General features: G+C 65.2%; 9 protein-coding genes, 2 tRNA genes and 1 pseudogene. 9 read left to right on the forward strand and 3 right to left on the reverse strand.

Going from position 1 to position 12,311, the window contains the following annotated elements; all coding sequences use genetic code 11:
- Window positions 1–25: 25 nt before the first annotated feature.
- The 3 genes from KIT53_RS03475 (at window position 26) to rimO (ending at window position 2,311) form a co-directional block, all read left to right on the forward strand.
- Window positions 26–102, forward strand: a tRNA-Val gene (locus KIT53_RS03475).
- A gap of 228 nt (window positions 103–330) precedes the next feature.
- Window positions 331–876 (forward strand): polyhydroxyalkanoate synthesis repressor PhaR, encoded by a 546-nt coding sequence (gene phaR, locus KIT53_RS03480; RefSeq protein WP_297747686.1) that lies wholly within the window; start codon window positions 331–333, stop codon window positions 874–876.
- Between the two features lie 46 nt (window positions 877–922).
- Window positions 923–2,311, forward strand: coding sequence for a 30S ribosomal protein S12 methylthiotransferase RimO (gene rimO, locus KIT53_RS03485; RefSeq protein ID WP_297747689.1), 1,389 nt, complete (start codon window positions 923–925; stop codon window positions 2,309–2,311).
- Between the two features lie 97 nt (window positions 2,312–2,408).
- Here rimO and KIT53_RS03490 read toward each other — a convergent pair.
- Window positions 2,409–2,493 (reverse strand) — tRNA-Leu (locus KIT53_RS03490).
- 25 nt (window positions 2,494–2,518) lie between these two features.
- Between KIT53_RS03490 and rnr the strand changes: the two are divergent.
- The 3 genes and pseudogenes from rnr to KIT53_RS03505 all read left to right on the forward strand — a co-directional run.
- Window positions 2,519–4,795, forward strand: a pseudogene (gene rnr, locus KIT53_RS03495) (ribonuclease R); the annotation flags it as partial.
- Between the two features lie 143 nt (window positions 4,796–4,938).
- Window positions 4,939–5,760 carry a type 1 glutamine amidotransferase gene (locus KIT53_RS03500; protein ID WP_297747692.1) on the forward strand — a complete coding sequence of 274 codons (822 nt, stop codon included), beginning with the start codon at window positions 4,939–4,941 and terminating at the stop codon, window positions 5,758–5,760.
- 57 nt (window positions 5,761–5,817) lie between these two features.
- The gene (locus tag KIT53_RS03505) at window positions 5,818–6,366 is read left to right on the forward strand and encodes a YggT family protein (protein WP_297747695.1); all 549 of its coding nucleotides are present in this window, start codon (window positions 5,818–5,820) and stop codon (window positions 6,364–6,366) included.
- A gap of 4 nt (window positions 6,367–6,370) precedes the next feature.
- Here KIT53_RS03505 and KIT53_RS03510 read toward each other — a convergent pair whose 3' ends face one another.
- A complete protein-coding gene (locus KIT53_RS03510) occupies window positions 6,371–7,915 on the reverse strand; it encodes an NAD(P)H-hydrate dehydratase (protein ID WP_297747698.1) in 1,545 nt (514 codons plus the stop codon).
- A 122-nt stretch (window positions 7,916–8,037) separates the two neighbouring features.
- Window positions 8,038–9,315, reverse strand: coding sequence for an FAD-dependent oxidoreductase (locus KIT53_RS03515; RefSeq protein WP_297747700.1), 1,278 nt, complete (start codon window positions 9,313–9,315; stop codon window positions 8,038–8,040).
- Between the two features lie 377 nt (window positions 9,316–9,692).
- Here KIT53_RS03515 and rpsB point away from each other — a divergent pair, with 377 nt between their 5' ends.
- From rpsB to pyrH, 3 genes are all read left to right on the forward strand, one after another.
- Window positions 9,693–10,445 (forward strand): 30S ribosomal protein S2, encoded by a 753-nt coding sequence (rpsB, locus tag KIT53_RS03520; protein ID WP_297747703.1) that lies wholly within the window; start codon window positions 9,693–9,695, stop codon window positions 10,443–10,445.
- Window positions 10,446–10,556: 111 nt separating this feature from the next.
- Entirely contained in the window at window positions 10,557–11,444 is an 888-nt protein-coding gene (tsf, locus tag KIT53_RS03525; protein WP_297747706.1) for a translation elongation factor Ts, read from the forward strand.
- A gap of 154 nt (window positions 11,445–11,598) precedes the next feature.
- Window positions 11,599–12,309 (forward strand): UMP kinase, encoded by a 711-nt coding sequence (pyrH, locus tag KIT53_RS03530; protein ID WP_297747709.1) that lies wholly within the window; start codon window positions 11,599–11,601, stop codon window positions 12,307–12,309.
- Window positions 12,310–12,311: the final 2 nt, after the last annotated feature.

A 12,311-nucleotide genomic window follows, 5' to 3' on the forward strand; every position in this document is an offset into this window, starting at 1 on the left:
TACTTCGAGGCTTCGAACTGATCGTAGGCGCGTAGCTCAGCTGGTTAGAGCACCACCTTGACATGGTGGGGGTCAGGGGTTCGAGTCCCTTCGCGCCTACCACTCCGATGACGATTCGGGGTGTGGAGGTTAATCAAATCGCCCGGTGTTGCCGGGCTTTTTTGCGCCCAGCGCCTGTGCGCACCACCTGGCGGTCGCGTTCCTGCCGGCCCAGGGCCCGACGGTTGCACAGGGAAAACCCATGCTCGGCCTACTGGCCCGGTTCCTGGAATCTGCCGTATCCTCTCAGGATGCCGGGCGTTCCCGCCCGCTCCTTCTGAAAGTCCTGCAGTGCAAAAGTCCAAGGCCGACAGCGGTGGCGAGCGCGCCTCGTCCGTGCGTGTCATCAAGAAGTACCCGAACCGGCGCCTCTACGACACCGACACCTCTTCGTACATCACTTTGTCCGAAGTGAAGTCGCTTGTCATGGACAACGAAGCTTTCGTGGTGCGTGATGCGAAGACCAACGACGATCTGACCCGCAGCATCCTGCTGCAGATCATCCTGGAGGAAGAGACCGCCGGCGCACCCATCTTCACCGAGCAGGTTCTAGCCAACATCATCAGGTTCTATGGCCACGCCATGCAGGACTTCATGGGCTCCTACCTTGAGAAGAACGTGCAGATCTTCATGGAGTTGCAGCACAAGATGGCGGAGCAGTCCGGTGGCGTCAACCCGGAGGTCTGGAAGCAGTTCATGAATGTCCAGTCGCCGATGATGCAGGGGATGATGGGGACTTATCTGGAGCAGTCGCGCAACGCGTTCACGCAGATGCAGGAGCAGATGCAGAAGAACAGCGAGCAGATGCTGGCGGCGCTCGGGCTCAAGCGGCCCTGACGCCCAGTCGCGCACGGTATGGTGCGCGGTCTGAGACAATCGGGGCATGTCCGAAACGTCCGTTGCGCAGGCCGCCAGTGCGGCCCCAAAAGTCGGTTTTGTGAGCCTGGGCTGCCCCAAGGCCCTGACCGACTCCGAACTCATCCTCACACAGCTCAGTGCGGAGGGCTACCAGACCTCCAAGACCTTCGCGGGGGCCGACCTCGTTATCGTCAACACCTGCGGCTTCATCGACGACGCCGTGCGCGAGAGCCTGGATACGATCGGCGAGGCGCTGGCGGAGAACGGTAAAGTCATCGTGACCGGTTGCCTGGGGGCCCGGGAAGGTGAAGGGGGTGGTAACCTGGTCAGGCAGATGCACCCCAGCGTGCTTGCGGTCACCGGCCCACATGCCACCCATGAAGTGATGAGCGCGGTGCACGAGCACCTGCCCAAGCCGCACGACCCTTTCGTCGATCTGGTGCCACCCCAAGGCATCAAGCTCACACCGAGGCACTACGCCTACCTGAAGATCAGCGAAGGCTGCAACCACCGCTGCACGTTCTGCATCATTCCCTCGATGCGCGGCGACCTGGTGAGTCGCCCGATCGGCGATGTACTGACTGAAGCGCGCAAGCTGTTCGAGTCTGGCGTGAAGGAGTTGCTGGTGGTGAGCCAGGACACGTCGGCCTATGGAGTGGACGTGAAGTACCGCACGGGCTTCTGGGATGGCAAACCGGTGAAGACGCGCATGTTCGATCTGGTGCGTGCGCTCGGCGAGATCGCCCGCGGGTTTGGTGCCTGGGTGCGCCTGCACTATGTTTATCCGTACCCTCATGTCGATGAGATCATCCCGCTCATGGCCGATGGACTGTGCCTGCCGTATCTCGACGTGCCGTTGCAGCACAGCCACCCGGATGTGCTGCGACGCATGAAGCGGCCTGCCAGTGGGGAGCGCAACCTGGAGCGCATCGCGCGCTGGCGTGAAATCTGCCCCGAGATCGTCGTGCGCAGCACCTTCATTGCGGGCTTCCCAGGCGAGACCGAAGCCGAGTTCGAGCACCTGCTCGATTTCCTGCGCGAAGCCCGGATCGACCGGGCCGGCTGCTTTGCCTATTCGCCGGTGCCAGGTGCCACGGCCAATGAGTTGCCGGATGCGGTGCCGGACACCCTGCGCGAGGAGCGTCGCGCCCGTTTCATGGCGGTTGCCGAAGCGCTTTCGGTGCAGAAGTTGCAGGACCGTATCGGCGCTACCATGCAGGTGCTGGTGGATGCAGCGCCTGGCATGGGGCGCAAAGGTGGCGTGGGCCGCAGCTACGCCGATGCCCCGGAGATCGACGGCGTGGTGCGTCTGTTGCCACCGGAGAAGATCAGCAAGACGTTGAAAGTGGGCGAGTTCACCAAGGCCCGTGTGGTCGCCGCGCAAGGGCATGACCTGCTGGCGGTCCCGTTTTGACGGTCTGCCCCAACCCCACTTTTCCCACCCGCGGGCTTATTGGCCTGCGCAAAGAAAAAAGGCTTGCAAACCTTGTGTTTGCAAGCCCTTATATGATTGGTGCCCAAGAGAGGACTCGAACCTCCACGCCTCTCGGCGCTAGTACCTGAAACTAGTGCGTCTACCAATTCCGCCACCTGGGCATCTCAGGAAAACCAGAAGTATAGCAGAGAAAAAGTGAACGAAAAAAACAGCCTGTTGGCCGAATACGAAGGCGTGGTTTCCGGACACCGTGATGGACACGGGTTCGTGATCCGCGACGATGGCCAGGCCGACATCTACCTTCCTTCCAATGAAATGCGCGCCGTCCTGCACAAGGACCGCGTGAAGGCCCGCATCGTGCGTCTGGACCGCAAGGGCCGTCCCGAGGGTCGCGTGACCGAGATCGTCGAACGCTCCGATGCGCCCATCATTGGGCGCCTCCTTCAGGAGAGTGGCGTGTGGCTCGTGGCGCCCGAAGACAAACGCTACGGTCAGGATGTGCTGATTCCCAAAAGTGCCACGGGCTCGGCCAAGCCGGGGCAGGTGGTGGTGGTCGAACTCACCGAACCTCCGGCGCTGTATGGCCAGCCTGTGGGCCGTGTGAAGGAGGTGCTGGGCGAAATTGACGACCCTGGCATGGAAATCGAAATCGCGGTGCGCAAGTATGGTGTGCCGCACATGTTTTCCGAGGCCGCAATGGCGCAGGCCAGGGCGCTCCCGGACCATGTGCGTGCCAGCGATCACAGGCACCGCGTGGACCTGCGAGATGTGCCGCTGGTGACCATCGATGGCGAGGATGCGCGCGATTTCGATGACGCCGTGTACTGTGAGCCGGCCAAGGTCGGCAAGGGCAAGGGCTGGCGTCTGCTGGTGGCCATCGCCGACGTCAGCCACTACGTGGAGACCGGCTCGCCGATCGACGTGGATGCCTACGACCGCGCGACCTCGGTGTACTTTCCGCGGCGCGTGATCCCCATGTTGCCGGAGAAGTTGTCCAACGGCTTGTGCTCGCTCAACCCTGGCGTGGAGCGCTTGTGCATGGTGTGCGACATGCTGGTGAGCGCGCGCGGCGAGGTGCACGCCTACCAGTTCTATCCGGCGGTGATGTTCAGCCATGCGCGTCTGACGTACACCGAGGTGGCGGCGATTCTGCAGAACACGCGGGGCCCCGAGGCCGCCCAGCGCAAGTCGCTGGTGCCCTACCTGCTCAACCTGCACGATGTCTACCGTGCGCTGCTGGCCGCGCGCAATGAGCGTGGTGCGGTGGATTTCGAGACCACCGAGACCCAGATCGTGTGCGATGAGTCCGGGCGCATCGAGAAGATCGTTCCGCGCACCCGCAACGATGCGCACAAGTTGATCGAAGAGGCCATGCTGGCGGCCAATGTCTGCGCGGCCGACTTCATCGGGGCAGGCAAACACCCCGGCCTGTTTCGCGTGCATGAAGGCCCCACGCCCGAAAAGCAGGAGATTCTTCGCAACTACCTCAAGGCCATGGGCGTTTCCCAGACCATTGGCGACAACCCCAAGCCCTCGGAATTCCAGCAGATCGCCAACGCGACCAAGGACAGGCCGGAGGCCCAGCAGATCCACACCATGTTGCTGCGTTCCATGCAACAGGCGATCTACACGCCCATCAACAGCGGCCATTTCGGCTTGGCCTTCGAGGCTTATACGCATTTCACAAGCCCGATCCGGCGCTACCCGGATTTGCTGGTGCACCGCGTGATCAAAGCGATCCTGGCACGCAGGCGCTACGAGTTGCCGGCGCTGCCCACGCCTGGCGAAGCGCATGCCAAGTTGAGCAAACGGCTGGCCAGCCGAGTGAAGCCGCCCGTGCCGGGTGAGTCCACGCGCAAGCCGTCCGCCGACACGCTGGCCTGGCAGGCAGCTGGGCTGCACTGCAGTGCCAATGAGCGCCGAGCAGATGAAGCCAGCCGCGACGTGGAGGCCTGGCTGAAGTGCAAGTACATGCGTGAGCACCTGGGCGAAGAGTTCAGTGGCGTGGTGACTGCGGTCACCAGCTTTGGCCTGTTCGTCACGCTCGATGCCATGTATGTCGAAGGGCTGGTGCACATTACCGAGTTGGGTGGCGAGTACTTCCGCTTCGATGAGGCGCGCCAGGAGCTGCGTGGTGAGCGCACGGGGATACGCTATGCGTTGGGAAGCCGGGTGCAGGTGCAGGTCAGCCGAGTGGACCTGGACGGGCGGCGCATCGACTTCCGGCTGGTCAGCGGTGACGATGACCTGCTGTTGCGCGCCATGCGGGACAAGGCGGGGCAGGGCGGAGCTGCCGATGGAGGCGGGCCAGGTGGCCGTGCGGGCAAGTCGCGCCGCGCAAGACCGGGCAGCGCCGCACCGCAGGCGCCCGTGTTGGAAGTGAAGGCGGCCGTGCGCAAGGCGTCAGCAGGCAAGAAGGCCGCGCGCAGCGCGCCGGGCAAGGCGCGAAAAGGGCGACGTTGAGCACTAAGGCAGGGCCTCGCATGACCAGCACCCCACCCAGAGCATCGGTACGCTCCCGGCATGCAGGTGCAAAGTCGCCTGTCGGGCGGTCCGCAGCGCGCAAGTCGCCGGCGAGGCCAACCGAACGTCCCTTGCGGATTGGCGTGTCGGCGCGTCTGCTGCACCGCGTTCCTCAGGAGTTGGGCTTTCGCAGCAAGATACTCCAGTACATCGAGCAGTCGCTGGCCCACTGGATCATGGAGCACGGCGCGGTGGCCTTCATGGTGCCTGCGGTGGCGCACGACAGCAAGCACGCGGCGCGCCATCTCCAAGTGGAGCACGTGGTGCAGGAGCTCGACGCCCTGGTGCTCCAGGGCGGTGCTGATGTGGCTCCTCAGACCTATGGCCAGACACCGCTGGATCCGCGCTGGGAGGGCGATGTGGTGCGCGACCGCTACGAGCTTTCGCTGCTGCGCGCCTTCCTGTCCCAGCGCAAGCCGGTGCTGGGGGTCTGTCGTGGCGCGCAGTTGCTCAATGTGGCTTTTGGGGGCACGCTGTACCAGGACATTGCAACCCAGTGCCCGGCAGCGCACGCCCATGTGGACACCGATCTGTACGATCAACTCGAACACGACGTGACTTTCTTGCAGGGTTCGGCCCTGACGGCGCTGTACCCCAATGCATCGCAGCTTCGTGTCACGAGCATTCACCACCAGGCCGTGGCCGATCTGGGCAAAGGGGTGGTGGTGGAGGCGGTGTCTACCATCGACGGCATGGTGGAGGCCATTCGCTGGACAGGGGATTCCTATGCGCGGGGCGTGCAGTGGCATCCAGAGTTCCACCATGGACGCGATGCCCTGGCCGACAGCTCACCCATCATGCTGGACTTCCTGGAAGCTTCGCGCGCGGCTGCGCTCAAGCGGCTCGAAGATGGCCTGGCCCTCGACCCGCGAGTGCCGCTTGCGCCGCTGCGCTTCGGTGCCTGAGCGCCTACACTGCCTGACGCAACCCTGCTGACTTCTTTTCGACCACGCCACCAACGCATGCGCATTGTTCTGTTCCTGCTGGAAACCGTGTTCTTCTTTCTGGTGGCCGCAGCCCTGCTGCGGGCCTGGATGAACCAGTTGCGCGTGCACATGTCTGCGCAGCCAGGCCGCTTCGTGATCGCGCTGACCAACTGGCTGGTCGCGCCATTGCGGCGCGTGCTGCCCCAGGCGCTGTCAAGGAGCCGCGTGGATTGGGGGAGTCTGCTGGCGGCGGTGCTGCTGTCTCTTGCGTTTGGCGTGGTCTGGGCCTTGCTGGCCACCAGCGTCTCCGGGCCCATGCCGTCTGAACATGTGCTCACGATGGTGCTGGGCATGTCGGTGCGCATGTTGCTGCGTTCGCTGTTGCAGGGCCTGATGGTTCTGTTGCTGGCCTACGCCATCCTGTCCTGGGTGCAACCGCAATCACCGGTCATGGGCACGCTGGGCCGCCTTTGCGATCCTTTCTTGCGCCCTTTGCGGAGGGTGGTGCCGCTGGTGGGTGGGGTGGATCTCTCGGTGCTGATCCTGATCGTCCTGTTGCAGGTCGGGCTGATGCTGCTGGCTTAGGGTGCTAGAGGTACCGGACGCTGGCGGCCAGCGCGCTGGCGCACAGGTCCGGGCCATCGGCAGGCCAATGGTCGGCCAGCCAGCCGTGCTGGAAGACAGCGCTGGCCACCACATCCAGGGCTGGTGTCTGTGGTGACCTGGGCCGGGCCAGGGCGCTGCCGATCATGCCCGCCAGCACGTCGCCGGTGCCTGCGGTGGCCAAGGCGGCATTGCCGCTCGGGTTGATGAGGGGTGTCCGCGCCGGTGCGGCCATCACGGTGCCTGAGCCCTTGAGCACGCAGACCACGCCATGCCTGTCGGCCAGCGCTTGCGCTGCCGAGATGCGGTCGGCCATCACGGCGTTCGTGTCTTGTCCCAACAGCCGCGCAGCCTCCAGTGGATGCGGTGTGATCACAGTGATAGCGCCTCGTCCTGCCCGGTGACGCAGCAAGGTTTGCAGCACCGTGTCCTGGGCAATGGCATTGAGCGCGTCCGCGTCCAGGACCAGTGAGTGGGCGGTGGACAGCACTCGGGGCAGGATGGCCGCCACGCTGCTGCCACCACCGCAGCCGCAGACGACGCTTCCCACCGTTTTCGCCAACGCATCCAGCAGGCGTTCCGGTCGCCGGAACATCAACTCGGGATTCACCGGGTCCCAGGCGACGTCCGCAGCGGCCTCGTTGGCCTGCAGCAGGCCAACGAAGACCCGGCCCGCACCCGCGTGCAGGGCCGCACGCGCGGCGAGCACGGCGGCGCCAGTCATGCCGGCGCCATCGACGCCGATCGACTGGCCGCCGAGCACGACCACATCGCCAAAACTGCCTTTGTGGCTGGCGTGAGGCCGTCCTCGCGCACCTGGTGTCGGGCCCGGCTGGCCACTCAGCCATGCCGTGGCGTCTTCTGATGGTTGTCTCTGCGCCCCGAGATCGTCGAACCAGACATCACCGGCCGCATCGCGTCCGTTGGCCGTGAACAGGCCAGGCTTGAGGGTGAGCAGGGTCAGGGTGTGGCGTGGCCCAGGCGCAGAGTGCGCGCCGGCCTGCTCTGCGCCAGGTACGGGGCTGAGCAGGCCGGTGTCGGCGTCCAGACCACTGGGCAGATCCACGCACAGCACGGGGGATGGGCTTCTTCTGAGCTGGGTCAGCCATTCCCCCAGCCGGCCTTGTGCAGGTCGCGTGGCACCAAGGCCGAGCACGGCGTCGATGGCGAGATCGTGGCTCGCCGGTGGCTGCTCCACGAACACCACGCCTGCGTCGCGGGCTTGCGCGAGGGCATGGCGCGCATCGTCGGGGAGGCGGCTTTCGTCGCCCGAGTCGCCCAGCCAGTGGGTCACCACGACACGGGGACGCCCGCCATGCGCCAGTGCGGCCAGGTGCAGATGCCTGGCCGCCACCAGCCCGTCGCCGCCGTTGTTGCCTGGACCGCAGGCGACCCAGATGATGCGGGCGTGGGGATAGAGGGCGAGCGCCAGCCTTGCGGTGGACTGGCCCGCACGCGCCATCAGCGCATGGGCGGGCGCGCGTGAAAGGGCAACGCGTTCGAGGCGGCGCGTGGCCTCGGTGTCGAACAAGGCCTCCCGCCGGTCAAGGGCCACTCGCCTTGGGAAGAGCGTGTCAGGCGGTGTGAGGGGAGGAGGGGCAGCTTGGGTCACGCCGCGATTTCATCACGTTTGCCGCGCGCCGTGGCCTCGCGTCAGAGGCCGAGGCGCTGCGGGGCAAAGCCGCCGAGGTCGATGTCGGGCTCGCGCCCGCGCAATCGGTCGGCCAGTACCCGCGCATTGCCGCAGGCCATGGCCCAGCCTGCGGTCTCGTGGCCCAGGTTGAGCCACACCCCGGCCTGCCGCGTGGCGCCCAGCAACGGCAGGCCATCGGGCATGGCGGCTCGCACGGCTTGCCATTCCTGGATGCTGCCCTTGGGACCGCCCAGGCGCATGGCCCCGGGAAACCAGTCGGCCAGCACCTTGTAGAGCAGGGTCAGGGCCTGCTTGGAGGGCACTGCGGGCGGCTCGCCAAAGTAGTGGCCGCCGGCCACGCGCACGCGCTGCCCGAGACGGGAGATGGACACGCCGCTGCGCGCATCCAGCACCGCCGACAAGGGCGCATCCAGGGGTTCGCGCACCGCAGCGCTCAGCGTATGACCGTGAACGGTTCGCAGGGGTAGGCGCAGGCCCAGCGGTCGCAGCAGAGGGGGGCAGAGGGCGCCTGCGCACAGAACCACGGCGTCAAACCGCTCGTTGCGACTCTCTGCTTCCGGTCCCGCAGGGGTGAGCGTGAGCTCGACCCGGCCATCGACTTGCGGCGCGATCGAGCGAACCAGGGTGTCGAACTCGAATCGGGCGCCCAGGCGCTGCGATTCGCTGCGGATCAGCAGGGCGAATTCCCGGCAGTTGGCCACGGCCTCGCCCTGCAGTTCGACTGCGCCGTGCAGCGTCGTCTCAGGGTGCAGAGCGGGCTCCAGGGCGCGGGCCTGTTCGGCGCTCAGCACCTTGAACGCGACGTCCGCTTCGCGCAGGGAGTTCAACGCGGCCTGGGCAAGGTCGGCCTCACGGTCATCGCGCCAGAGGACAAGCATGCCTTCGCTGCGGTCGTGGTCCAGTTCGTATTCCGCGCCGATGTCCTGTCGGCGCTGCTGGCTGTACCGCACAGCCCGGTGCACCAGTTGCTGTGCGGGCGTCTGTCGTTCGGTTCGGCCGGCCTGCGACCACTGCCACAGCCAGGGCCATTCGCTGGCTGGCGGCAGCCGCGGCAGCCGCATGCCGGCTCCCTGAGTCGCCCAGGGCAGGCGCAGGCGGCGCTGATCACCGAGCCAATCAGCGGTCCAGCCGGGCGCGACCAGAGGGCCTGTGGCGAAGCTGGCGACCTCGGCCACCGTGCTGCGTCGTTCGAACACGACGACTTCGTGGCCGTCGAGGGCCAGCTCGTGGGCGGTGGTGGTCCCCGCGATGCCCGCACCCACCACGGCGATCCTCAAGGCTGGCCTCGCTGCGCGATGTTTGTACGGGCGATGGGAGCGGGCAGAGGGTCGGGAGAGGGCTCCGCGGGGGTGTCGGCGTCGGGGCAGGACGGGGCGTGGGGCATGGTGCAGGGCACGATAAGGACAGGCCGCACGCCTGTATGAAGCAGACCGTGCGCGCCGGACGGGAGGCGGGGAAGAGGCTGTGGTCAGACTGCTATAATCGACAGGCTTTGCCAATGGCGGTTTCGGACTAAGTCCGTCACACATTGACACAAGCGAAATCGCAAACCAGCCCAACCGGGTGTTGCCGGAATTGAGCGAGCCGTCAGCGGCACGCATCGACCCAGGCTATCGGGGCTGGATTTTAGACTCAACCTCTGGAAAGTTCTCACATGTCTGTCTCCATGCGCGAAATGCTGGAAGCCGGTGTCCATTTCGGTCACCAAACCCGCTTCTGGAACCCCAAGATGGCTCCGTACATCTTCGGTCATCGCAACAAGATCCACATCGTCAACCTCGAAAAGACGCTGCCCCTGTTCGAAGAGGCGCAGAAGTTCGTGCGCCAGCTCTCCGCCAACCGCGGCACCATCCTGATGGTGGGCACCAAGCGCCAGTCGCGTGACATCGTGGCCCAGGAAGCCCGCCGTGCCGGCGTTCCCTTTGTCGACCAGCGCTGGCTGGGCGGCATGCTGACCAACTTCAAGACCGTCAAGACCTCCATCAAGCGTCTCAAGGACATGCAGGCCCAGAAGGAAGCCGGCCTGGACAGCATGACCAAGAAGGAGCAACTGATGTTCGCCCGCGAGATGGAAAAGCTCGAGAAGGACATCGGCGGCATCCAGGAAATGAGCGCGCTGCCCGACGCGATCTTCGTGGTCGACGTGGGCTTCCACAAGATCGCGGTGCTCGAAGCCCAGAAGCTGGGTATTCCGCTGGTCGGCGTGGTGGATACCAACCATTCGCCCGTGGGCATCGACTACGTGATCCCCGGCAACGATGACTCGGCCCGCGCCGTGGCGCTGTACGCCCGTGGCATCGCCGACGCGATCCTCGAAGGCCGCAGCAACGCCGTGAACGACGTGGTCAAGGCCACTGCCGAGGGTTCCGACGAGTTCGTGGAAGTCAAGGAAGACGCGTCCGCCTGAGCGTGGCGCGCCCATGAAAGAGGGGCTCATGTAGCCCCTTTTTCACAAGTCTGCAGCATCATTTCAACCCGCGCCGCCGTCTGCCGCGGCGTGGTCAACGGAGAAACCACAATGGCAATTACCGCAAGCATGGTCGCCGAACTGCGCGCCAAGACCGACGCCCCCATGATGGAGTGCAAGAAGGCCCTGACCGAGGCCGATGGCGACATGGCCAAGGCCGAGGAACTGCTGCGTGTCAAGCTCGGCACCAAGGCCGGCAAGGCTGCCAGCCGCGTCACCGCCGAAGGCGTGGTGGCCAGCTTCATCGAAGGCAAGACCGGCGCGCTGATCGAAGTCAACTGCGAAACCGACTTCGTGACCAAGAACGACAGCTTCCTCGCGCTGGCCAACGCCGCAGCCAAACTCGTGGCCCAGGGCAATCCGGCCAGCCTCGAAGCACTGGGCGCGCTGGCCTACAGCCAGGATGGCTTCGGCCCCACGCTGGAAGACGTGCGCAAGGGGCTGATTGGCAAGATCGGCGAGAACATGAGCTTTCGCCGCTTCAAGCGCTACAGCGACGGTGGTCAGGTGACCGGCTACCTGCACGGCACCCGCATCGGCGTGCTGGTGGAGTTTGACGGCGAGGAGGTCCCGGCCAAGGACACCGCGATGCACATCGCGGCCATGAAGCCTGTGGCGCTCACCAGCGCCGATGTGCCCGCCGACCTGATCGAGAAGGAGCGTTCGGTGGCAACCGCCAAGGCGGCCGAGTCCGGCAAGCCGGCCGACATCGCCGCCAAGATGATCGAGGGTTCGGTACAGAAGTACCTCAAGGAGGTCTCGCTGTTCAACCAGCCGTTCGTCAAGAACGACAAGCAGACCGTGGAGCAGATGCTCAAGGCCGCCGGAACGACGGTCAAGGGCTTCACTCTTTACGTGGTGGGCGAGGGCATCGAGAAGAAGGTCGATGACTTTGCCGCGGAGGTGGCCGCACAGGTCGCTGCCGCCAAGGGCGCCTGAGTCGCTTCCGCCTCTTCCAGCAACGGGCCGCAAGGCCCGTTGTGCCGTGTGGAGCCTGTTACTTCATTTTTGTTCTTGTCTGGCAGGAGGGCGCATGCTCCTCGCTACACTTGCCGGTTGAGCGTTTTTTCATCGAATTCCAGAAAGTAGCCACATGCCAGCCTACAAGAGGATCCTGCTGAAACTGTCGGGCGAGGCCCTCATGGGGGATGACGCTTTCGGCATCAACCGGGCCACCATCGTGCGTATGGTGGAGGAAATCGCCGAGGTGACGCGGCTGGGGGTGCAGGTGGCCATCGTGATTGGCGGCGGCAACATCTTCCGCGGCGTGGCGGGCGGTTCGGTGGGCATGGACCGTGCCACGGCGGACTACATGGGCATGCTGGCCACGGTGATGAACTCGCTGGCCCTGGCCGACACCATGGAAAAGGCCGGACTGGTCGCCCGCGTCATGTCGGCCATTGCCATCGAGCAGGTGGTCGAGCCCTATGTCCGCCCCAAGGCGCTGCAGTATCTGGAAGAGGGCAAGGTGGTGGTCTTCGCCGCTGGTACCGGCAACCCTTTCTTCACCACCGACACCGCCGCCGCCCTGCGGGGCGCGGAGATTGGCGCGGAGGTGGTGCTCAAGGCCACCAAGGTCGATGGCGTCTACACCGCAGACCCCAACAAGGACGCGAGCGCCACGCGCTACACCACGATCTCGTTCGACGAGGCCATGAGCAAGAACCTTCAGGTGATGGATGCGACCGCGTTTGCGCTGTGCCGCGACCAGAACCTGCCTGTCAAGGTGTTCTCGATCTTCAAGCCCGGCGCGCTGCGCAAGGTGGTGCTCGGAGGCGATGAGGGCACGCTGGTTCACGTCTGATG

Source organism: Hydrogenophaga sp., from assembly GCF_026125785.1.
Classification (GTDB): domain Bacteria; phylum Pseudomonadota; class Gammaproteobacteria; order Burkholderiales; family Burkholderiaceae_C; genus Hydrogenophaga.